This is a genomic window from Streptomyces sp. V4I8 (assembly GCF_041261225.1).
Lineage (GTDB): Bacteria > Actinomycetota > Actinomycetes > Streptomycetales > Streptomycetaceae > Streptomyces.
In genome coordinates, this window is the sequence record NZ_JBGCCN010000001.1 from 5,184,014 (window position 1) to 5,206,177 (window position 22,164).

The window sequence follows — 22,164 nt, forward strand, 5'->3', positions numbered from 1 at the left end:
GGCCGTTGACACGAGCACCGGCCGGCGTCGTCCCGGGACAGCATTCCCCCGCGCCTGCGGACCGGTCGGCCGCTACGGCGCCCCGACCAACAGATCCGCCTCTTCCTCCCGCTCCACCATCCTCCGCAACGGCCCCTCCACCCCGGCCAGCTCCGCGAAGGTCCCCCGCTGCACCACACGCCCCTCCTCCAGCACGACCACCTCGTCCACGGCCTCCAGCCCGGCCAGGCGGTGGGTGATCAGCAGAGTCGTACGGCCCTCGGTGGCGGCCAGCAGATCGGCGGTGAGGGCATCGGCGGTCGGCAGATCGAGGTGCTCGGCGGGCTCGTCGAGGACGAGGACGGGGAAGTCGGCGAGCAGTGCGCGGGCCAGCGCGAGCCGCTGCCGCTGCCCGCCCGACAGCCGTGCCCCGTGCTCGCCCACGAGCGTGTCCAGCCCGTCGGGCAGGCTGCAGGCCCAGTCGAGCAGCCGGGCACGCCTCAGCGCCTCGCGCAGTTCGTCCTCGGTGGCGTCCTTCTGGGCGAGGAGCAGGTTCTCGCGCACGGAGCTGTCGAAGATGTGCGCGTCCTGTGCGCACAGTCCGACGAGGCGCCGTACGTCGTCGCCGTCCAGCGCGCAGGCGTCCACGCCGCCCAGCGTGTACGAACCCGCCTCGGGGTCCAGGAAACGCAGCAGCGTCTGCGCCAGCGTCGTCTTGCCTGACCCGGACGGTCCGACGACGGCGACCCGGCGGCCCTCCTCCAGGGTCAGGTCGAGGCCGGCGAGCGCGTCCCGGTCCTGTCCCGCGTGGCGGGCGGTCAGCCCTCTGAGGGCGACCGGGAAGGGCGACGCGGGTGCCTGGCGGGCCCGTTCCGGTTCCCGCACGGGCTCGGGCGCGTCCAGCACCTCGTAGACGCGCTCGGCGCTCTTGCGCACCCGCTGCCGGTACTGCACGGCGAGCGGCAGGCCCAGGACGGCCTCGAAGGCGGCCATCGGAGTGAGGACGACAACGGCCATCGTGACGCCGCCGAGCCGCCCGTCGGCGACCGCCTGGGCGCCCACGAGGGCGGTGGCGGCGACGGTGAGCCCGGAGATCAGCGCGGTGAGCCCGTCGCCGAGCGCGGTCGCGGTGGCGGCCCGGGAGGCGATCCGGGTGAGCGCTCCGTCGGCCCGCCGTGCGTCGGCGGTACGGCTGGGCAGGGCGCCGGCAACGGTCAGCTCCGCGGTGCCGGTGAGCAGATCCGTCACGCGCGTCGCGAGCGCTCCGCGGGCGGGGGCCAGTTTGCGCTCGGCACGTCGGGCGACGGCGCCCGTGACGAGCGGGACGCCGGCCCCGGCCACGAGCAGTCCGCCCGCGAGGACGGCACCCGCCTCGGGCAGCAGCCAGGCGGTGAAACCGACGGCCCCGGCAGACACGACGGTCGCGGCAGCGGCGGGCAACAGCCACCGCAGCCAGTAGTCCTGCAGCGCGTCCACGTCCGTGACGAGCCTCGCCAGCAGATCGCCCCGCCGCGTGCGGCGCAGCCCGGTCGGCGCCAGGCGCTCCAGCCGCCGGTACACGGCGACCCGGGTGTCGGCCAGCATCCGCAGCACCGCGTCGTGCGACACCAGGCGCTCGGCGTACCGGAACACGGCCCGCCCGATACCGAAGGCCCGCGTCGCCGTCACGGCCACCATCAGGTAGAGCACGGGCGGCTGCTGCGAGGCCCGCGAGATGAGCCACCCGGAGGTGGCCATGAGCCCGACGGCACTGCCGAGCGCGAGGCTCCCGAGCAGCAGTGCGAGGCCGAGGCGGCCGCGCCGGGGACCGGACATGGCACGGACACGGGCGAGGACACCCCGCGCGTCCGTCGGGAGCGCCACGGTCTCGACTCCGTCCGCGGCAGAGCCACCGTGCGCGTCCTGCTCGACCGGACGGACCACGGACGCCTTGGGCAAGCCCTCTGCCTGCACAGGCGCCACGGCTTCCGCCAACCGCACCACCCGGTCCGCCACACCCAGCAACGCCGGCCGATGCACCACGAGCAGCACCGTCCGCCCCACCGCCAGCCTCCGCACGGCCTCCACGACCTCGGCCTCGGTGGCCCCGTCGAGCGCGGCCGTCGGCTCATCGAGCAGCAGTACCGGCCGGTCCGCGAGAAACGCCCGAGCCAGCGCTAGCCGCTGCCTCTGGCCCGCGGAGAGTCCGGCTCCGTCCTCACCCAGCACGGTCTCGACGCCCTGGGGCAGCGCGTCCACGAACTCCAGCGCCCCGGCGTCCCCCAACGCCCGCCGTACGGCAGCGTCGTCCGCGTCGGGGCGCGCCAGCCGTACGTTCTCGGCGATCGTCCCGGCGTACAGATGCGGCCGCTGCGGGACCCAGGCGATCCGCGAGCGCCACTCCTCCAGGTCCAGTTCGGCGAGATCGGCTCCCGCGACGAGCACCCGCCCCTCGGCGGGCCGCACGAACCCCAACAGCACGTTCAACAGAGTTGACTTACCCGCACCGCTCGGCCCGACCAGCGCGACCGTCTCCCCGGGTTCGACTGCGAAGGACACGCCCGTCAAGGCGTCGGCGGACCGTCCGGGGTAGCGAACCGAGGCTCCCTCGAACTCGAACGACACCGCCCCCGTCGGCACCGTAGCGGTCCCCGACGCCGGCACCGGAGTCTCCAGCACCTCGAAGATCTCCTCGGCAGCGGACAGCCCCTCGGCCGCCGCGTGATACTGCGCGCCCACCTGACGCAGCGGCAGATAGGCCTCGGGCGCCAGCACCAGGATGACCAAGCCGTCGTACAGGTGCATCTCGCCGTGCACGAGCCGCATGCCGATCGTCACCGCGACCAGGGCCACCGAGAGCGTCGAGAGCAGTTCCAGCGCGAAGGAGGAGATGAAGGCGATGCGCAGGGTCCGCATGGTGGCCCTGCGGTACTCGCCGGTGATACGCCGGATCGACTCGGCCTGCGCCTTGGCACGCCCGAACACCTTCAGGGTGGGCAGTCCGGCGACGACATCCAGGAAGTGCCCGGACAGCCGGGACAGCAGCTGCCACTGACGGTCCATTTGGGACTGCGTGGCCCAGCCGATCAGCATCATGAAGATCGGGATGAGCGGAAGGGTGCCGACGATGATCGCGGCCGAGACCCAGTCCTCGGTCACGATCCGCGCCAGCACCGCCACCGGCACGACCACCGCGAGCCCCAACTGCGGGAGGTAGCGCGAGAAGTAGTCGTCGAGGGCGTCGACCCCTCGCGTGGCGAGGGCGACCAGCGATCCGGTCCGCTGGCCGCTCAGCCAGCCGGGCCCCAGCTCGGCCGCCCGCTCCAACAGCCGCCCGCGCAGCTCCGACTTCACCGCAGCGCTCGCGCGGTGGGCAGCGAGCTCGGTGAGCCATGAGATCACCGCGCGGCCGACGGCGACCGCGACCAACAACAGCAGGGGAGTGCGCAGTTCGGCGGCGGACATACCGTGCTGGAACGCCCCCACCACCGCCTCGGCGATGAGCATCGCCTGCGCGATGACCAGCACCGCGCCGACGGCACCCAGGCCTACGACGGCGAGCAGGAAGAGGCGCGTGGCGCGGGCGTATCGGAGAAGACGCGGATCGATCGGTTTCACGTGAAACATGCCCTTCGGTCCAGGGCGGGGTGTTTCACGTGAAACAGCGTGAACCACCCCGCCGCAGCGGACTCAGTGCGTGGCCCCCGCAGCGGCATCCGCAGCGATGTGCTGCGTACCGATCCGCTTGCGGAACACCCAGTAGGTCCATCCCTGGTAAAGCATGACGATCGGCGTGGCGATCACCGCGCACCAGGTCATGATCTTCAGGGTGTAGGGGCTCGATGAGGCGTTGGTGACCGTGAGGCTCCACTCGTCATTGAGCGAGGACGGCATGACGTTCGGGAAGAGCGTCAGGAAGAGCATCGCCACGGCGGCCACGATGGTGACACCGGAGAAGGCGAACGACCATCCCTCACGGCCGGCCTGGTTCGCCACCAGCGCGGCCACCAGCGCGGCTACGGCCACGACAAACGCGACCAGGCTCTTGCCGTCTCCGTTCTCGATCTGCGTCCAGAGCATGAAGATCAGCCCCATCACTGCGGCGACTAGGCCGACCCACAGGGCCAGCTTCCGCGCCCGCTCCCGGATCTCCCCGACCGTCTTGAGCGCGGTGAACACCGCCCCGTGGAAGGTGAACAGCGACAGCGTCACCAGACCGCCGATGAGGGCGTAGGGGTTGAGCAGGTCCCACAGGTTGCCGACGTACTCGAAGTTCTGGTCGATCTTCACGCCCCGCACGATGTTGCCGAAGGCGACACCCCACAGGAACGCCGGAATCAGAGAGCACCAGAAGATGGCCTGCTCCCAGTTGCGCTGCCAGTTCTCCTCGGGCCGCTTCGCCCGGTACTCGAAGGCGACACCCCGGACGATCAGGCAGACCAGGATGAGCAGCAGGGGCAGATAGAACCCGGAGAAGAGCGTGGCGTACCACTCGGGGAAGGCGGCGAAGGTGGCACCGGCGGCCGACAGCAGCCACACCTCGTTGCCGTCCCAGACGGGGCCGATGGTGTTGATCAGCACCCGCCGCTCGGGCCGGTTGCGGGCGAGCAGCTTGGTGAGGACACCGACCCCGAAGTCGAAGCCCTCCAGGAAGAAGTAGCCGATCCACAGGACGGCGATCAGGACGAACCAGACGTCGTGAAGTTCCATGACTGTGCAGCTCCCTCGGCCTAGTACGAGAAGGCCATCGGCTTGTCGGCGTCACGGGAGTCGCCGCCGATCTTCGTGGGCGGGTTCAGGTCGGCCTCGGTGAGCTCGGGCGGGCCTGCCTTGACGTACTTCACGAGCAGCTTGACCTCGACGACGGCGAGGATGGCGTAGAGCGTGGTGAAGACGATCATCGAGGTGAGGATTTCGCCCTGGGAGACGCCGGGGGAGACCGCATCACGGGTCCGCAGGACGCCGTAGACGACCCACGGCTGACGGCCCATCTCGGTGAAGATCCAGCCCCAGGAGTTGGCGATCAGCGGGAAGCCCATGGTCAGGACGGCGATGCGCCAGTACCACTTGGTCAGCTTCGGGCCGAGGGCCTTCTTGGGCAGCAGCACGAGATGCGGCACCTCGTCGTCACCGACCCTCAGGTGCTGCGGCAGCATGAACTTCTTGCGGGTCAGCCAGAGTCCGAACAGACCGATGGCGAACGACGTCATACCGAAGCCGATCATCCAGCGGAAGCCCCAGTAGGCGACGGGGATGTTGGGCCGGTAGTCACCGGGACCGTACTTCTCCTGCTCGGCCTTGTTGACGTCGTTGATGCCGGGGACGTACGAGCTGAAGTCGTCCTTGGCCAGGAAGGACAGCAGACCGGGAATCTCGATGGCGACCTTGTTGTGGCCCTTGTCGACATCGCCGTAGGCGAAGACGGAGAAGGGCGCGGGAGCCTCGCCGTCCCACAGCGCCTCGGCAGCGGCCATCTTCATCGGCTGCTGCTCGTACATGATCTTGCCGAGGACATCGCCGCTGATCGCGGTCAGCATGCCGCCGATGACGACGGTGACCAGGCCGAGCCTGAGCGAGGTCTTCATGTCGCCGATGTGCTTCTTGCGCATCAGGTGGAAGGCGGAGATGCCGACCATGAACGCCCCACCGGTGAGGAACGCCGCCGAAAGGGTGTGGAAGGCCTGCGCGAGCGCGGTGTTCTGGGTCAGTACGAGCCAGAAGTCGGTGAGCTCGGCCCGCCCCTTCGCCTCGTTGATCCGGTAGCCGACCGGGTGCTGCATCCAGGAGTTGGCCGCGAGGATGAAGTACGCCGACAGGATCGTGCCTATGGAGACCATCCACATACAGGCCAGGTGGATCTTCTTCGGCAGCTTGTCCCAGCCGAAGATCCACAGGCCGATGAAGGTGGACTCGAAGAAGAAGGCGATCAGCGCCTCGAAGGCGAGCGGAGCACCGAAGACATCGCCGACGAAGCGGGAGTAGTCGGACCAGTTCATGCCGAACTGGAACTCCTGCACGATGCCGGTGACCACACCCATCGCGATGTTGATCAGGAAGAGCTTGCCCCAGAACTTCGTCGCCCTGAGGTACTTCTCCTTCTCGGTGCGCACCCAGGCGGTCTGCAGGCCGGCCGTGAGGGCGGCCAGGGAGATCGTCAGGGGGACGAACAGAAAGTGGTAGACGGTGGTGATACCGAACTGCCAGCGCGCCAGAGTCTCCGGCGCCAAAGCCAGGTCCACGTCGCCGCTCCTTACTAAACCGCTTGTGAAAGCGTTCACATTCACAAGCAATTATGCAGCACTACTCCTCTGACCCTCAAAGGGGGGTCCCTCACAGGGCTTCACCCCTTGGCGCGAACTTCAACATATTGTTGAATCGGCACCATGCAGACACCGAAGCCGACCCACATACGGATCTCCTGGCCCGCGGGGCACCTCACCGCGACCCTCGACGACACCCCGACCACACAGGCCCTCGCCAAGGCCCTCCCCCTTGTCTCCACCGCCCGCACCTGGGGCGAGGAGGTCTACTTCGACACGGGCATCGCCGTTCCACGTGAAACCAACGCCCGGCAGGTCGTCGAGCCGGGCACGGTCGCCTTCTGGACGGACGGCGACGCGCTCGCCCTCCCCTACGGACCCACGCCGATATCGCAAGGCGACGAGTGCCGCCTCGCGAGCCCGTGCAACGTCCTCGGCCACATCGACGGCGACCCTCGCCTGCTGGCCACCGTCCGCGACGGCGACCCCGTGCGCGTGGAACTCGTAGACGCCTGACCCTGCTTACGGAGCCCTACAGCTCCTTGCGGAACCCTTCCGCCACCTTCAGGAAGATGTCGTTCGCCTCGGCCTCACCGACCGTCACCCGCACACCCTCGCCCGGGAACGGTCGGATCACCACGCCCGCCTGCTCACAGGCCTGAGCGAAGTCGACCGTACGCTCCCCCAGCCGCAGCCACACGAAGTTGGCCTGGGTCTCGGGCACCGTCCAGCCCTGAGCGCGCAGCCCGTCGACCACGCGGTTGCGCTCACACACCAACGAGCCGACCCGGCCGATCAGTTCGTCCTCGGCCCGCAGCGAGGCGATGGCCGCTTCCTGCGCGATCTGGCTCACCCCGAAGGGCACGGCCGTCTTGCGCAGCGCCGCCGCGACCGGCTCCTGGGCGATCGCGAAGCCGACACGCAGGCCGGCGAGACCGTACGCCTTGGAGAACGTCCGCAGAACACAGACGTTGGGCCGCTCACGGTAGATCTCCACACCGTCCGGCACCTCGGGGTCGCGGATGAACTCGCGGTACGCCTCGTCGAGCACCACCAGGACGTCGCCGGGCACCCGGTCGAGGAACCGCTCCAGCTCGGCCCGCTTCACGACCGTGCCCGTCGGGTTGTTGGGGTTGCAGACGAAAATCAGCCTGGTGCGGTCGGTGATGGCGGCGGCCATCGCGTCCAGGTCATGCACATCGCCCGGGGTCAGCGGCACCTTGACGGACGTCGCGCCGCTGATCTGCGTGATGATCGGGTACGCCTCGAAGGACCGCCAGGCATAGATGACCTCGTCGCCGGGTCCGGCGGTGGCCTGGATCAGCTGCTGGGCGACGCCGACCGAGCCGGTGCCGGTGGCCAGGTGGGAGGCCGGCACGCCGAAGCGCTCGGACAGCTCGTTCATCAGCCCCGTGCACATCATGTCCGGGTAGCGGTTGAAGGACGAGGCAGCGGCCGTCACGGTCTCCATCACGCCGGGCAGCGGCGGATAGGGGTTCTCGTTGGAGGACAGCTTGTAGGCCACCGGACCACCGGCCGCGGCAGGCTTGCCCGGCTTGTAGGTGGGGATACCCTCCAGCTCGGCGCGCAGCTTGGGGCTCGTCTCGCTCACCGCAGTCCTCCTCGCGACCACCGACGGCCCATCACCACCGCCGGCTCCAATACTTCTCACCTTATGAGGATTCGGCGCCGATGCGTACAGGTGCGGCGTCCTCGTCTGCCGATCCGGGCCGACCTCTGCTGCCCCTCCTGTCACACCTGCATCAGGGGCATCGGCGTACGAAGGTGTACGAATTAGGGGGCGCATCACACATATATCTATGCGCCGGTGGCTCGCGCCGTGGCGCGCATCACCCGTGAAGGTGAGTTGAGACCTCTTCGAAACATCGGGCACTTGGCAGGCCCATGCGTGCCGACAAGTCACGTCTTGCCATTGGATCGTTCAACTCCCTTACTTTCCAAGGAGTTTGACGCAAGATGACCTTGCAGAAACGTGTCTGTCAACGGCTGCATATGCGTCCGCACTACCCCACCGAATGAGCCCTACTATCGGCTCGCCATGACAGCAGCAGGGAAGCACCAGGTGAGCCGCGCGGAAACCTCACGTCGAGGCAGCCGGCCCGGCCGGGCGGGTATCAGAGACGTGGCCGCCGCAGCCGGGGTCTCCATCACGACCGTCTCCGACGCCCTCAACGGCAAGGGCCGGCTCCCGGACGCCACCCGACGCCATGTCCGCGAGGTCGCCGACCGGCTGGGCTACCGCCCTTCGGCCGCCGCCCGGACACTCCGTACCGGCAAGTCAGGACTTATCGGCCTGACCGTGACCACATACGGGGATGAACCTTTCACCTTCACCGAGTTCGCGTACTTCGCCGAGATGGCCCGCGCCGCCACCTCGGCCGCGCTCGCCCGCGGCTACGCCCTCGTGATCCTCCCCGCGACCTCGCGCCACGACGTCTGGTCGAACGTCGCCCTCGACGGCACGGTCGTCATCGACCCGTCCGACCAGGACCCGGTCGTCAGCGAGCTGGTCAGGCAGGGCCTCCCGGTCGTCTCCGACGGCCGCCCGGCCGGCTCGCTCCCGGTCACCGCCTGGGTGGACAACGACCACGAGGCCGCCGTACTCGGCATCCTCGACCACCTGGCCGACGCGGGCGCCCGCCGGATCGGACTGCTGACGGGCACCACGACGGACACGTACACCCATCTGTCGACCACCGCGTACCTGCGCTGGTGCGAGCGGGTCGGCCAGGATCCGGTGTACGAGGCCTACCCGGCACACGACCCGTGTGCGGGTGCCGTCGCCGCCGACCGGCTCCTCGCCCGCCCCGACCGGCCCGACGCGGTCTACGGCCTGTTCGACCCGAACGGCACCGACCTGCTCGCCGCCGCCCGCCGCTACGGTCTGCGCGTACCGGACGACCTGCTTCTGGTGTGCTGCAGCGAATCCACGGTGTACGCCAACACCGAGCCGCCCATCACCACGCTCTCCCTGAAGCCCCGCCGCATCGGCACGGCCGTGGTCCAGCTCCTCATCGACGCCATCGAGGGGGTCGAGTCGGACCGGCCGGTCGAGCAGGTGATACCGACCGAGCTGATCGTGCGTACCTCGTCCCAGCGACGCCCGCCGCGTACGACGGTCAGTCCGCCCCGGTCGCCCGAGGACCGGTAGGAGCCGGCCGAGGAACGACACAAGCAGGTCGAGGGGCTGCGGGAGCGCGATCATCGAGTGGTCGAAGCCCTGCCCAATCGGGGCGAATGCCGCGGTGAACAGGAGTCCTGCTCCGATTCACCACCCCTGGGTCATCACATGGCGCGATCGGCATTCCTATGATGGGCCCACGACACCCGCGGGCCGCTGCGACCAGGCAGTCCGATGCGGTGCAGCTGCGGCGCGATGGTGGAGGGGTCTGATGACTCAGGGGGCCGGTCAGGGACCCGAAGTGGAGCGGACGGCGACGTTGCGCGACTTCCGGGTGCCCGCTTACGTGCACGAGACCGGTCCGTACGCCCACAGCACACACCCGGGCGAGGTCGCCCCGCTTCTCGACGAGGCCTACCCGGAGGGGTACACGCCCACCCAGCGGGACCTGCCCGTGATCAATCGCGGCGACACGGTCCAGGTGCACGTCGACCCCGCCTCCCTGCCCGTCCCGCAGTCGGTGGACGGTCCCGGCCCGCTGTTCGTCGTCGGCGACGTGCACGGCTATCTCGACGAGCTGGTGTCCGCCCTCCAGGAGAAGGGCCTCATCGACTCGGCGGCGAACTGGTGCGCCGGCACCGCCCGGCTGTGGTTCCTCGGCGACTTCACCGACCGCGGCCCCGACGGCATCGGCGTCATCGACCTCGTGATGCGACTGTCGGCGGAGGCCGCCGCGGCGGGCGGCTACTGCAAGGCCCTCATGGGCAACCACGAGCTGCTGCTGCTCGGCGCCAAGCGGTTCGGCGACACACCCGTCAACTCCGGCGCGGGCACCGCCACCTTCCAGGCCGCCTGGCTCCTCAACGGCGGTCAGAAGACCGACATGGACCGCCTCCAGGACCACCACCTGCAGTGGATGTCCCGGCTGGACGCCATGGAAGAGGTCGACGGCCATCTGCTCGTGCACTCGGACACCACCGCCTATCTCGACTACGGCGACTCGATCGAGGCGGTCAACGACACCGTCCGCGAGACGATCACACGCAACGACGCCGACGAGGTCTGGGATCTCTTCCGCAAGTTCACCAAGCGCTTCTCCTTCCGCGACGAGGGCGGCGCCGACCATGTGCGCTCCCTGCTCGATACGTACGGCGGCACCCGCATCGTTCACGGCCACAGCCCCATTCCGTATCTGATGGGCGAGGTCGGCTCCGAGGAAGGCGAGGACGGCGGCGGGCCCGTGGTCGAGGGACCGCACGTCTACGCCGACGGTCTCGCCATCGCGATGGACGGCGGCGTGACCATGGCCGGAAAGCTGCTGGTCCAGCAACTTCCCCTGGATATCTGAGCGTTCACCGGGCAGGCGTCTCCTCACGACGCAGTGACGGAAGACGGCGCAGGCCAGGGCCCAATTTTGGCAAACCCCCTGTCACCGTGTGCCGTCACCGCTCTACCATCGGCTTATCCGTAGCAGGCTCCCCTCCGTTTCTGCCCGACGGCTCGTTGGCATGCGAGCCCCAAGCCCTACGGAGCATCGGGGGATGCACATGAACAGCGTTCCGCAGCACCTGCACAGCGAGGACCGCCAGGAATACGAGCGGATCCTCGATGAGGCGCTGCGCTCCGCACCACACCGCCCGGAACTGACCGCTGTCGGACAGCGGCTCAACCCCGAACAGCTGCGCACCATGGCGCTCAACGCCACCGCACTCATCACGGCGGCCGCGGCGACCGAGTACCAGCACTACGTGAAGGTCCGCGAGGAACTGCGCCAGCCGGCGCCGTCCACCCCGTCGTCCACCCGCGAGTCCGGCTCCACCGAGTCGGGCACCGGCGCGATGGGGCTCGCCACCACCATGGGAGAAGTCGCCGAGACAGCCGGCCCGGGCGTCATCGCCGTGCTCGCCGTCCTGGCACCCGTCCTCGCCGGCACCGCCGCGGCGATCTTCCTGCTCGTCGGTTACATCCTCAAGATGTTCAACCCCGAGCCGGCGTTCGCCCAGACGATGCTCACCACCGGATGGGTGTTCGGCGCCCTGGCAGCGGCCGCGATCCTGGTCGCCGCCGTCGGACTCCTGCTCACCGCCCTGCGCAACCGGCCGGCGTTCGACGGCGGACCGTACGGCGAACTGAGCGAGGAGGTCGCCCGAGCCCAGGAAGCCTGGCGCGAAGCCCTGCTGAAGCGCGGCATCCTGCCCTTCCTGCGGGAAGCACTCGCCGACCCCGGCACGGCATCGGTCCTGCACCGCACGCCACCGTCGACGCCGGCCGGCCGCATCCCGAACCTCGGCTACGACCGCCCGGGTTTCAGCAGCCCGGACGACGGCGCCTCCCGGGGCTCCCGCCCGAGCTACACCAGCCCGGACTACACGAGCCCGGACTTCGGAGGGCCGGAACACCAGCCGGAGTAGCCCTTCGGCTTGCGCCCCCGCCGTAGGAGAGCCCCCGCCAGGGGACCCACCTCCGCGACGGAGCCCCGGGGAGACCTCCTCGGGGAGGCGCAAGCCGAATGTCTGGGCAGCACGCCGGACACCGGGGCATGGCGCCCTGGGTCAGGACGTCGACGTCAGTCCGCCATCGGCAGGTACACCCTGTTGCCCGCCGCGGCGAACTCCTTCGACTTCTGAGCCATGCCCTCCTCGATCTCCTCCTGGGACCCGCCGTGTTGGCGGCGGATGTCCTGGGAGATCTTCATCGAGCAGAACTTCGGCCCGCACATGGAGCAGAAGTGCGCCGTCTTGGCGGGCTCGGCCGGCAGGGTCTCGTCGTGGAACTCCCGTGCCGTGTCCGGGTCCAGGGCCAGGTTGAACTGGTCCTCCCACCGGAACTCGAAGCGGGCGTCGGACAACGCGTCGTCCCACTCCTGCGCACCGGGGTGCCCCTTGGCGAGGTCGGCCGCGTGGGCGGCGATCTTGTAGGTGATGACGCCGGTCTTGACGTCGTCACGGTTGGGCAGGCCCAGGTGCTCCTTGGGCGTGACGTAGCAGAGCATGGCCGTGCCCCACCAGGCGATCATCGCGGCACCGATGCCGGACGTGATGTGGTCGTAGGCCGGGGCGACGTCGGTCGTCAGCGGGCCGAGCGTATAGAACGGAGCTTCATCGCAGATCTCCTGCTGAAGGTCGATGTTCTCCTTGATCTTGTGCATCGGGACATGTCCCGGGCCCTCGATCATGGTCTGTACGTTGAAACGCTTGGCGATCGTGTTGAGTTCCCCGAGCGTCCTCAACTCGGCGAACTGAGCCTCGTCGTTGGCGTCCGCGATCGAGCCGGGCCGCAGACCGTCGCCGAGGGAGTACGTCACGTCGTACGCGGCGAGGATCTCGCAGAGTTCCTCGAAGTTCTCGTACAGGAAGCTCTCCTTGTGGTGCGCCAGGCACCAGGCCGCCATGATCGAACCGCCGCGCGAGACGATCCCGGTCTTGCGGTTCGCCGTCAGGGGCACGTACGGCAGGCGCACGCCCGCGTGGACCGTCATGTAATCCACGCCCTGCTCGGCCTGTTCGATGACGGTGTCCTTGTAGATCTCCCAGGTCAGCTCCTCGGCACGGCCGTCGACCTTCTCCAGCGCCTGGTACAGCGGCACCGTGCCGATGGGGACGGGGGAGTTGCGCAGGACCCACTCACGGGTGGTGTGGATATTGCGGCCGGTCGACAGGTCCATGACCGTGTCGGCGCCCCAGCGGGTCGCCCAGGTCATCTTCTCGACCTCCTCCTCGATGGAGGACGTCACCGCGGAGTTGCCGATGTTGGCGTTGACCTTCACCAGGAACCGCTTGCCGATGATCATCGGCTCGATCTCCGGGTGGTTGACGTTGACGGGCAGCACCGCCCGGCCCGCGGCGATCTCCTCGCGGACCACTTCGGGAGAGACGTTTTCCCGGATGGCCACGTACTCCATCTCCGGGGTGATCTCGCCGCGTCGCGCGTAAGCGAGCTGTGTCACCGCCTTGCCGTCGCGGCTGCGACGGGGCTGGCGTGGCCGTCCGGGGAAGACCGCGTCGAGGTTGCGCAGGCCACCGCGCGGCGAGGTGTGCTTGATCCCGTCGTCTTCGGGACGGACGGGACGGCCCGCGTACTCCTCGGTGTCGCCGCGGCCGATGATCCAGTTCTCCCGCAGCGGGGGCAGCCCCCTGCGGACGTCGGTGTCGGCGAGTGGATCGGTGTACGGGCCGGAGGTGTCGTACAGCGTGACCGACTGCCCGTTGGTGAGGTGCACCTGGCGGACCGGCACCCGCAGATCGGGGCGTGAGCCCTCGACGTACGCCTTGTGCCAGCCGATGGACTTCCCGGCCTCCTCGGACTTGTCGTCCTGAACGGAGGCAGGCGTGCGCGCGTCCTTGATGGTCATGAGACCTACTCCCTACGCCGGCATTACCCGGTAACAGGTTCGGCGGTCGACGCAGCGGCTTCCGTCTGCCGACGTTTCGTGTGAAACATCACTCGCGATGGGTGATGTTTCATGTGAAACATCGCTGGGACGGAGGTCAGCGCCCTCTCAGCCCGGTGCTCCGAGCTCCCGCGTGTACAAAGGTGGCACCACGCTAGCGTCAATTCGGGCGCGGTGAACAGAGGGCCCCGGTCGTTCTTGCGATGATCGGTCGGTGACCACACCGCATGAACCTCTGTATCCACCGCCCGAACGGCCCCGCGGATCCGGCTCCGGAAACGGGCCCGCGCGGGGCAACGGCCGTACGGACGGCCGGGGTTCAGGGGTTCCCGGGGCCAGATACGACGGGGGTTACGGCCGCACCGGCGAAGGCGGTCACGAGGATCACACTTCTGGAGCCGGCGGCTGGCACGAGCACGGCTTCAGACCCGGCGGGATGCAGGAGCACGGGAGCGGGGCCGGCGGCGGGCAGGAGCGCGGACCCGGTTCCGGTGGCCGGCACGATCACGGTCACGATTCCGGCGGCGTACCGGGGCAGGGGCCCGGCCCGGGTGACGGGCACAGTCACGGCTCCGGTGGCGGTCATGGGCATGGTCCCGGCTCCGGCGGCCGACGTGACGGCGGGGACGGTGGCGAGCACGGGCACTCGCACAGTCACGCCCACGGTCCGGCGGCTCCTGTCTCCCGACATCTGCGCAAGGTCATCGCGGCGATCCTCATCCCGTTCGCCGCGGCGGTGGTGGTGGGGCTCGCGGTGCTGTGGCCGGGCGGTGCCCCGCCACACGAGCGCACCGGGGTCGGCTTCGACCGGCAGACACAGCAGGCCACGGTCACCAAGGTGGTCGAGCTGAGCTGCAAGGACGTCAACGCCTCGGGAGTGCCCCCGACCGGCGACACGTCCACGGCCGAGGGTTCCTCCGCCGTGCAGCAGGAGAGCGGCACCTGCAAGAAGGCGACAATCCGCGTCGACACGGGCAAGGACAAGGGCCGTACGTTCACCGAGATCGTGCAGCCCGACCAGTCACGGCAGTTGCACGAGGGCCAGGAGGTCGTGGTCGCCTACGAGCCCTCCGCGCCCAAGGACCTGCAGTACTCGGTCACCGATGTGAACCGTAAGTTCCCGATGGCACTGCTCGCCGGCATCTTCGCGCTCGCCGTCGTGGTGGTGGGCCGGATGCGCGGTGTCATGGCGCTGGTCGCGCTGTCCATCAGCTTCCTCGTACTGACCTTCTTCATCCTGCCGGCCATCCTGCAGGGCTCGAACCCGCTGGTCGTGGCCGTGGTGGGGGCGAGCGCCATCATGCTGATCGCCCTCTACATGTGCCACGGCCTGTCGGCCCGTACCTCCGTGGCGGTGCTCGGCACGCTGCTCTCGCTGCTGCTGATCGGCCTCCTCGGCTCGGGGTTCATCGACTGGGCCGCGCTCACCGGCAACACCGACGACAACACCGGCCTGATCCACGGGCTGTATCCGTCGATCGACATGAGCGGTCTGCTGCTCGCCGGCGTCATCATCGGTTCGCTCGGTGTCCTCGACGACGTGACGGTCACCCAGACCTCGGCGGTCTGGGAGCTGCACGAGGCCAACCCGACGATGGGCTGGCGCGGGCTGTACCGGGCGGGTATCCGCATCGGCCGCGACCACATCGCGTCCGTCGTCAACACCCTCGTCCTCGCTTACGCGGGCGCCGCGCTGCCGTTGCTGCTGCTCTTCTCGATCGCGCAGAGCGGCGTGGGGACGGTCGCCAACAGTGAGCTGGTGGCGGAGGAGATCGTGCGCACGCTGGTGGGCTCCATCGGCCTGGTCGCGTCGGTGCCGGTCACCACGGCCCTCGCGGCCCTGGTGGTCTCGGCGGACCGGCCGGAGAAGGGGGCAGTGCCTGCGGGCGCCCAGCCGGCTTCGACGGGCGCTCAGTCGGCTGCGGGGCGCGGCGGGCGGGGGCGTCGGCGCAAGCGGTGACGGCTGAGGACGCCAAGCCGGGGCGGGCAGACTCCGCCCGTCCGGCGGAGCGTGCGCACACCGGGCGGTGCGGAACCGCTTCCACGCGCCCCTTGCGCGCCCGCTGAAGCGTTACGCCACAGCCCGGCTGCCGTAACGCTTCAGCCCGCGCTCTGTTCCTCCGCGAGGATGCGGTCCAGGGCCTCGTCGAGGTGAGCGTCGAAGTCCGCGAGCGCGCCTTCCTGACCGAGCGGCACCAGCTTGTCGGTGCGGTCGAGGAAGGCCACGAGCGGCGCCACCGAGGAGCGGAACAGCGCTTGGTCGGCACCGACCTGAAGGCGGATCAGGACGTCGCCCAGTGTCTCGGAGCCGGCCGGTGAGACCCGCACATCTCCCTCCCCGCACGGTCTGCCCACCCCGTCGACCAGCAGCTCGCGGCCGAATGCCCAGGTCACCGGGGCGTCGCCGGGCAGATGGAAGGTCAGTCGTACGGCATAGGGATCGCAGGTCTCGTAGCGCAACTCCACCGGGATGCGGAAGGAGAGCTCCTCGGACACGAGAAAGCTCATCATGACCTCTGCCTCTACGGACTCGCGCATCGCCTACCCCGTCGTTTGCCGTCGACTGGCCGGGAACGGATCCCGACACTGTGGAATCTTGCTGAACGTACACGAGAGATCACAAGGAGTGAGTTTTCAGATACTGATAGAGATCGCGAGTGACCCCAGGAGCCGCCCGATCCCGTCCTGCAACTGCTGTGCCGCCGACAGCAGTCGGTCGGCCTGGTGGGCGGGCAGGGAAATGGCCATCGTCGCGGCCGTGGTGCCCACCGTGATCGGGATCGCCGCGCACACCGTGCCGAGTGCGTACTCCTGGCGCTCGGTCACCGGCTCCATCCGAGGGGTCCGTTCGAGGCGCCGTAGCAGGGTGCGGCTGTCGCGCACGGTGTACGGGGTGAGGGACTGCACGGGATGGCGGTCGAGGTGGTCGCGGCGGGCGTCGTCGTCCAGCTGGGAGAGCAGGCACTGACCGATGGCGTGGGCGTGGCCGGTCTCGCGGAAGTCGGCCCATTCCTCGACCGCGGGATTGCCCGGGGTGTCCGAGACGCCCAGTACCTCGATCTCACCGTCGCGGTAGTGGGCGTAGTAAACAGGGACACCGATGGCATCACGCCATTGAGCGAGCGCGTCGGCGACCGTGCTGCGACGTTTCTGCTGGGCCCCGCTGCTGCTCAGCCGTACAGCCGCCTCCCCGAGGAAGAACAGCCCTTTGTCGCGGCGCAGATAGCCCTCGTGCACCAGCGTGCGCAGCAGGTGGTAGGCCGTGGGCAGTGCCAGGCCCGTCTCGCGGGCGAGTTGCTTGGCGGGAGCGCCGTGGGCGTGCTCGGCGACACATTCCAGCAGGCGCATCGCCCGCTGGACGGACCCGATGAGTGTCGCGGAGTGCGGCTGCTCGGGGGAGGTCGGGGAGGCCTGCCGCGGTACCTGGGGTACGGAGGAATGCGGCCGCCCAAGGGGTGCGTGGGGGTCTGAAGGTGCGGTGTCAACCGTGGCCAAGGGTTACTCCCGGAGCGCGAGGGGGGAGCCCGTGCGGGGAACACGGGTGGGGGGTGCACGCCGCTCGCGGGGGCGTCCCCGCGTCGATTTCCGGACTCTATTCGTCGGCCACCGCTCGCAGACGCCCTGCCCGGAAAACTTCCCTCGCCCGAGGGAACCGGTGATTTCCTGTTACCGCCCGCCGGTCCCCACGGCCCTCACGGCCCTCACCAGTCGCTGCGTGACGAGGAACTCGACGTGAACTTCCGTACGACGTAGATCAGTCCACCGACCAGTGCCACGAAGACCAGCACCTTGAAGAGCAGTCCGATGACGAACCCGACGACGCTGGCTATCAGCCCTCCGAACACGACCAGGGCGATGACAGGCACCGCGATCCACTTAACCCACCACGGCAGTCCTGCGAAGATCTCACGCATCGCCCTCGTCCTTACCTCTCCGCCCGTCTGTGCGCCGGGTTCTGATCCTTCGAATCCGCTGAGTCGAATCCGCTGATTCCCTGCCCTCGATGCTAGGTCCGGCAGGTGCCCCGGCGGGGGCCTCGCAGCCCTTGTTCTCCCCTGATCGATCCCCTAGGGAACCCGGAGACAGAGGTCAGCTCTCGGGCGGAGAGAACATCACGAGCACCCGTAGGTCCTCGCTGATGTGATGGAACTTGTGGGCCACTCCGGCCGGCACGTACACCACACTGCCGCGCGCCACCTGCGTGGTTTCCATACCGACTGTGATGTGGGCGCGGCCGCTCACAACGAAGTAGACCTCGTCCTGGTTGTGCGGCTTCTGTGGATCATGCTCTCCGGCATTGAGCGCGTACAGGCCGACCGACATGTTGCGCTCCCGCAGAAACTGCAGGTAGGCGCCCTCGTTGGCGGCGCGCTCCGCCTCCAGTTCGTCCAGCCGGAAAGCCTTCATCGCTCTTGTCCGCCCTCGTCCTGTGTTTATGGCCGATCTCGTCTGCCACGATCAGACACATGAAGAATTTCGTAGTCAAGACGATCGCCAACGCGGGTGCCCTGGCGGTCGCCGTCTGGCTGATAGACAAGATCACCCTCACCGGTGACAGCACGGGCAAGAAGATCGGCACTCTGCTCCTCGTCGCGCTGCTCTTCGGCCTGGTGAACTTCGTGGTCAAGCCGATCGTGAAGCTCCTCAGCCTCCCGCTGCTCATCCTGACGCTCGGCCTGTTCACCCTGGTCGTCAACGCGCTGATGCTGCTGCTGACCTCGTGGCTCGCCGACACGTTCGATCTGAGCTTCCATGTCGAGGGGTTCTGGACGGCCGTGCTCGGTGGCCTGATCATCTCCATCGTCTCGTGGGCGCTGAACGTCGTCCTGCCCGACGGGGACTGAGCATCCGATGACCTACCGCGTCTGCTTCGTCTGCACCGGCAACATCTGCCGCTCCCCGATGGCCGAGTCCGTCTTCCGCGCCCGCGTGGCGGAGGCCGGGCTCGACGGACTGGTCGAGGTCGACAGCGCCGGCACCGGCGGCTGGCACGAGGGCGATCCGGCCGACCCGCGTACCGTCTCCGTCCTCGAGGAGCACGGCTACGACAGCGGTCACACGGCCCGGCAGTTCCAGACGTCCTGGTTCGAGCGCGTCGACCTCGTCATCGCCCTCGACGCCGGCCACGTCAAGGCCCTGCGCCGCCTCGCGCCCTCGTCGGAGGACGCGGCCAAGGTGCGGCTGCTCCGGTCCTACGACCCCGACGCCGGCGACGACCTCGATGTTCCCGACCCGTACTACGGGGGCCGGGACGGGTTCGAGGAGTGTCTTGAGATGGTGGAGGCGGCAAGTACGGGCCTCCTCGCCGAGGTCCGCGAAAAGGTGGAGGGACAAGCGGCATGAGCGGTACGGGACCTCAGGGGGCGCGTTCCGGCGACGGAGACGGCACGCGGGCGGTGCGGGCCGGGCTGCCCGAGGCGGTCAAGTACGAGCCGACCCTGCCGGGTCCCGTGTTCGCCGCCCACTATCACCTGCCGGGCGAGCCCACGGGGCCGTACACCTACGGCCGTGACGAGAACCCGACCTGGACGCATCTGGAGCGCGCCATCGGCGAGCTGGAGGCGCCGGGGGAGGACGGCGTCGAAACGCTGGTCTTCCCGTCGGGCATGGCCGCCACGTCGGCGGTGCTCTTCTCCCGGCTGCGGGCCGGGGACGCGGTCGTCCTGCCCAGCGACGGCTACCAGGCGCTCCCCCTGGTGCGTGCGCAGTTGGAGGCGTACGGCATCGAGGTGCGCACGGCGCCGACCGGCGGGGACGCCCAGCTCGGCGTCCTGGACGGCGCGAAGCTGCTGTGGATCGAGACGCCGTCCAACCCCGGCCTGGACGTGTGCGACATCCGGCGGCTCGTCGAAGCGGCACACGCGCGTGGCGCCCTCGTCGCCGTCGACAACACGCTCGCGACGCCGCTCGGGCAGCGCCCGCTGGAGCTCGGCGCCGACTTCTCGGTGGCCAGCGGCACCAAGCAGCTGACGGGGCATGGCGACGTGCTGCTGGGATACGTCACCGGCCGCGACGCCGAGGCCATGGCTGCCGTACGGCGCTGGCGCAAGATCGTCGGGGCGATTCCGGGGCCCATGGAGGCCTGGCTCGCGCACCGCTCCCTCGCCACCCTCCAGCTGCGGGTCGAGCGGCAGAACGCCACCGCCCTCGCGGTCGCCGAGGCGCTGCGGGACTGGCCGGAGGAGCTCGGGGTGCGTTATCCGGGACTGCCCGGCGATCCCTCGCACAAGATCGCCTCGCAGCAGATGCGGCGGTATGGATGCGTGGTGTCCTTCACGTTGCCCACGCGCGCGCGTGCCGAACGTTTCCTGGACGCACTGCGACTCGTCGACGACGCGACCAGCTTCGGCGGGGTGCGCTCCACGGCCGAGCGGCGCGGACGCTGGGGCGGCGACGCCGTTCCGGCGGGCTTCATCCGTATGTCGGTCGGTGCCGAGGATCCCGAGGATCTGGTGGCGGATGTGCTGCGTGCGCTGGACGAATCGGCTCAGTGACCGGGTCCGCCCCGCGCCCACCGGTGTCCGGCTGTGAAGTACGGGCGGTCCGAGCCTCCCCCCTCGTGGCTCGGACCGCCCTCGGTTCTGCGCGCGAAGAACCGCGCGAACAAGGCTAGTTGACTCTCTGTCAGTGTCCAATCACAGTAGCGACAGCGACCTATCGACTTATTTATAGTTGGGCCCTGCCCTGGGGGTGGGGAGAAGGGCGGGGAAGGGGAGGGAGCGGCATGGATCTGGCCTTGTTGCGCACTTTTGTGACCGTGCACCGGGCTGGTTCCTTCACTCGCGCCGCCGCGCTGCTCGGGCTGTCGCAGCCGGCCGTCACCTCGCAGATCCGCACCCTGGAACGGCAGCTGGGCCGTCCCCTGTTCCTGCGGCAGGCCCGCGGAGTGACGCCGACGACCATCGGCGACGAACTCGCCCACAAGGCCGCGCCGCATCTCGACGCTCTGGTGGAGATCACCGAGACCGGCCTCGACGACGAGTCCTCCTTACGCACGCTGCACCTCGCCGGCCCTCCTGAGTTCACCGCCGAGCGGGCGCTGCCCGCGCTCACCGAACTGACCGGCGAGGACGGCCAGGGCTTCGCGCTGCGTGCGTCCTTCGGCAATGCCGAGGAGACCTTGGAAGGGCTGGCCGCCGGGCATCACGATCTGGCCATCAGTACGGCCCGTCCGCGAGGCGCCCTGCTCACGGCGACTCCGCTCTGCGACGAGGAGCACGTCCTCGTCGCCGCTCCCCGCTGGGAGGACCGGATCGGCACGGGGACGCTGCGCAGCAAGGGGGCGCATGCGCTGGAGGACGTCCCGGTCGTGGAGGTGCACGAGTCCCTGCCCTTCGTCTCCCGTTACTGGGCTTCCGTCTACGACTCCCGTCCCGCCGCCCCCGGCACCGTGATCGTCCCCGACCTGCGCGCGGCCCTCGCCTGTGCGGTCGCGGGGGCGGGGCTGGCGGTGTTGCCCCGCTATCTGTGCGCGGCCGCCCTGGAACGCGGCGACGTGGTCGCCCTGCACGATCCGCCGGTGCCACCGCTGCGGACGTACTTCCTGGTGGTCCGCACCGGCACGCTGGCGATGTCGCATATCGCGCGGGCCCATGAGTGGCTCCTGAGGGCAGCTTCCGGCTGGGCCTGAGAAGGCGGGCAGCTTCGGGCTGGGCCTGAGAAGGCGGGCAGCTTCCGGCTGAGCCTGCGAGGTGGTCCGACCATGCTGAGCGAGTGGCTTCCGACCCGACCTGCGCCACAGGCTTCGGTTGAGCCTGAGCAACTGACTTCGGACTTCCGCTGAGCCTTGGCAGTGGCTTCCCAGAGGGTCTGATCAGGGATTTCAGGGCCATCACACCGTGAGCTCGACCAGTAACGGTTCGCGATGTTTCACGTGGAACCAGCCGGGCCACATTTCTCCCATGACCGTCCGACCCGTGGTCAAGCGCACCGCCCGCGCCGTTTTGCTGGACGGCGACGACCTGATCCTGATCAAGCGCACCAAGCCCGGCATGGATCCCTACTGGCTCACGCCCGGTGGTGGGGTCGAGCCGACAGACGCGACCGTCGTCGACGCCCTGCACCGGGAGGTGTACGAGGAGCTCGGCGCCAAGATCACCGACGTGGTGCCCTGCTTCGTCGACACCGTCGAGCACATAGGCGAGGACGGTGGAGCGACCGGTGTGAAGGTGCAGCACTTCTTCGTCTGCCGCCTCGGATCCATGGACCCGTCCTTGCGGCACGGACCCGAAGTGGACGAACCCATCGGCGAGTACGAGATCGTGCGGGTGCCGTTCACCCGGGTCGGGATCGCATCCGTCCATCTCGTACCGCTGTCGCTGCGGCACTACCTCGACGGGAACATCGAGGGCGTCCGCGCGATGCATGCTCCCGACTTGGGCTGATACCGACCGTCGACCTCGACTGCGACGACG

At 69.1% G+C, this 22,164-nt stretch carries 19 protein-coding genes and 1 riboswitch; of the genes, 10 read left to right on the plus strand and 9 right to left on the minus strand.

Going from position 1 to position 22,164, the window contains the following annotated elements; genetic code table 11:
- Positions 1 to 72 precede the first annotated feature (72 nt).
- The 3 genes from cydD to ABIE67_RS23525 all read right to left on the minus strand — a co-directional run bounded on the left by cydD (position 73) and on the right by ABIE67_RS23525 (position 6,197).
- Entirely contained in the window at positions 73 to 3,585 is a 3,513-nt protein-coding gene (cydD, locus tag ABIE67_RS23515; protein ID WP_370260531.1) for a thiol reductant ABC exporter subunit CydD, read from the minus strand.
- Positions 3,586 to 3,648: 63 nt separating this feature from the next.
- Positions 3,649 to 4,668, minus strand: a complete 1,020-nt coding sequence (cydB, locus tag ABIE67_RS23520) for a cytochrome d ubiquinol oxidase subunit II (protein WP_370260533.1) — start codon at positions 4,666 to 4,668, stop codon at positions 3,649 to 3,651.
- 20 nt (positions 4,669 to 4,688) lie between these two features.
- Positions 4,689 to 6,197 (minus strand): cytochrome ubiquinol oxidase subunit I, encoded by a 1,509-nt coding sequence (locus tag ABIE67_RS23525; RefSeq protein WP_370260534.1) that lies wholly within the window; start codon positions 6,195 to 6,197, stop codon positions 4,689 to 4,691.
- 144 nt (positions 6,198 to 6,341) lie between these two features.
- Here ABIE67_RS23525 and ABIE67_RS23530 point away from each other — a divergent pair, with 144 nt between their 5' ends.
- Positions 6,342 to 6,734 carry a cyclophilin-like fold protein gene (locus ABIE67_RS23530; protein ID WP_370260535.1) on the plus strand — a complete coding sequence of 131 codons (393 nt, stop codon included), beginning with the start codon at positions 6,342 to 6,344 and terminating at the stop codon, positions 6,732 to 6,734.
- A 16-nt stretch (positions 6,735 to 6,750) separates the two neighbouring features.
- Here ABIE67_RS23530 and hisC read toward each other — a convergent pair whose 3' ends face one another.
- Positions 6,751 to 7,830, minus strand: coding sequence for a histidinol-phosphate transaminase (hisC, locus tag ABIE67_RS23535; protein WP_370260537.1), 1,080 nt, complete (start codon positions 7,828 to 7,830; stop codon positions 6,751 to 6,753).
- Between the two features lie 447 nt (positions 7,831 to 8,277).
- Here hisC and ABIE67_RS23540 point away from each other — a divergent pair, with 447 nt between their 5' ends.
- The 3 genes from ABIE67_RS23540 to ABIE67_RS23550 all read left to right on the plus strand — a co-directional run bounded on the left by ABIE67_RS23540 (position 8,278) and on the right by ABIE67_RS23550 (position 11,771).
- Positions 8,278 to 9,390 carry a LacI family DNA-binding transcriptional regulator gene (locus tag ABIE67_RS23540; protein WP_078916687.1) on the plus strand — a complete coding sequence of 371 codons (1,113 nt, stop codon included), beginning with the start codon at positions 8,278 to 8,280 and terminating at the stop codon, positions 9,388 to 9,390.
- A gap of 241 nt (positions 9,391 to 9,631) precedes the next feature.
- On the plus strand, positions 9,632 to 10,708 hold the full coding sequence (locus tag ABIE67_RS23545) for a metallophosphoesterase (RefSeq protein ID WP_370260538.1): 1,077 nt from the start codon (positions 9,632 to 9,634) through the stop codon (positions 10,706 to 10,708).
- A 193-nt stretch (positions 10,709 to 10,901) separates the two neighbouring features.
- On the plus strand, positions 10,902 to 11,771 hold the full coding sequence (locus ABIE67_RS23550; RefSeq protein WP_370260539.1) for a hypothetical protein: 870 nt from the start codon (positions 10,902 to 10,904) through the stop codon (positions 11,769 to 11,771).
- A 155-nt stretch (positions 11,772 to 11,926) separates the two neighbouring features.
- On the opposite strand, the gene thiC is transcribed toward ABIE67_RS23550, so the two are convergent.
- On the minus strand, positions 11,927 to 13,711 hold the full coding sequence (gene thiC / locus ABIE67_RS23555) for a phosphomethylpyrimidine synthase ThiC (protein WP_370260540.1): 1,785 nt from the start codon (positions 13,709 to 13,711) through the stop codon (positions 11,927 to 11,929).
- A riboswitch (TPP riboswitch) is annotated at positions 13,704 to 13,893 on the minus strand. Its footprint overlaps the gene before it by 8 nt.
- 293 nt (positions 13,894 to 14,186) lie before the next feature.
- Here thiC and ABIE67_RS23560 point away from each other — a divergent pair.
- Positions 14,187 to 15,710, plus strand: a complete 1,524-nt coding sequence (locus ABIE67_RS23560; RefSeq protein ID WP_370260541.1) for a YibE/F family protein — start codon at positions 14,187 to 14,189, stop codon at positions 15,708 to 15,710.
- Positions 15,711 to 15,850: 140 nt separating this feature from the next.
- On the opposite strand, the gene ABIE67_RS23565 is transcribed toward ABIE67_RS23560, so the two are convergent.
- The 4 genes from ABIE67_RS23565 to ABIE67_RS23580 form a co-directional block, all read right to left on the minus strand.
- Positions 15,851 to 16,288 (minus strand): SsgA family sporulation/cell division regulator, encoded by a 438-nt coding sequence (locus tag ABIE67_RS23565; RefSeq protein WP_030048438.1) that lies wholly within the window; start codon positions 16,286 to 16,288, stop codon positions 15,851 to 15,853.
- Between the two features lie 96 nt (positions 16,289 to 16,384).
- Positions 16,385 to 17,245, minus strand: a complete 861-nt coding sequence (locus ABIE67_RS23570) for an IclR family transcriptional regulator (protein WP_370260542.1) — start codon at positions 17,243 to 17,245, stop codon at positions 16,385 to 16,387.
- Positions 17,246 to 17,451: 206 nt separating this feature from the next.
- Positions 17,452 to 17,664, minus strand: coding sequence for a DUF5326 family protein (locus tag ABIE67_RS23575; protein WP_030048440.1), 213 nt, complete (start codon positions 17,662 to 17,664; stop codon positions 17,452 to 17,454).
- A 175-nt stretch (positions 17,665 to 17,839) separates the two neighbouring features.
- Complete coding sequence (locus ABIE67_RS23580; protein ID WP_370260543.1) at positions 17,840 to 18,157, minus strand: cupin domain-containing protein; 318 nt, start codon at positions 18,155 to 18,157, stop codon at positions 17,840 to 17,842.
- 59 nt (positions 18,158 to 18,216) lie between these two features.
- On the opposite strand from ABIE67_RS23580, the gene ABIE67_RS23585 reads away from it, so the two are divergent.
- The 5 genes from ABIE67_RS23585 (at position 18,217) to ABIE67_RS23605 (ending at position 22,134) form a co-directional block, all read left to right on the plus strand.
- Positions 18,217 to 18,594, plus strand: a complete 378-nt coding sequence (locus ABIE67_RS23585; RefSeq protein WP_370260544.1) for a phage holin family protein — start codon at positions 18,217 to 18,219, stop codon at positions 18,592 to 18,594.
- Between the two features lie 7 nt (positions 18,595 to 18,601).
- On the plus strand, positions 18,602 to 19,093 hold the full coding sequence (locus tag ABIE67_RS23590) for a low molecular weight protein-tyrosine-phosphatase (RefSeq protein WP_370260545.1): 492 nt from the start codon (positions 18,602 to 18,604) through the stop codon (positions 19,091 to 19,093).
- Entirely contained in the window at positions 19,090 to 20,244 is a 1,155-nt protein-coding gene (locus tag ABIE67_RS23595) for a cystathionine gamma-lyase (RefSeq protein WP_370260546.1), read from the plus strand. The genes ABIE67_RS23590 and ABIE67_RS23595 overlap by 4 nt, the downstream gene beginning before the upstream one ends.
- A 230-nt stretch (positions 20,245 to 20,474) precedes the next feature.
- Entirely contained in the window at positions 20,475 to 21,380 is a 906-nt protein-coding gene (locus ABIE67_RS23600) for a LysR family transcriptional regulator (protein ID WP_370260547.1), read from the plus strand.
- Positions 21,381 to 21,651: 271 nt separating this feature from the next.
- The gene (locus tag ABIE67_RS23605; RefSeq protein ID WP_370260548.1) at positions 21,652 to 22,134 is read left to right on the plus strand and encodes an NUDIX domain-containing protein; all 483 of its coding nucleotides are present in this window, start codon (positions 21,652 to 21,654) and stop codon (positions 22,132 to 22,134) included.
- The last annotated feature ends 30 nt before the right edge of the window (positions 22,135 to 22,164 follow it).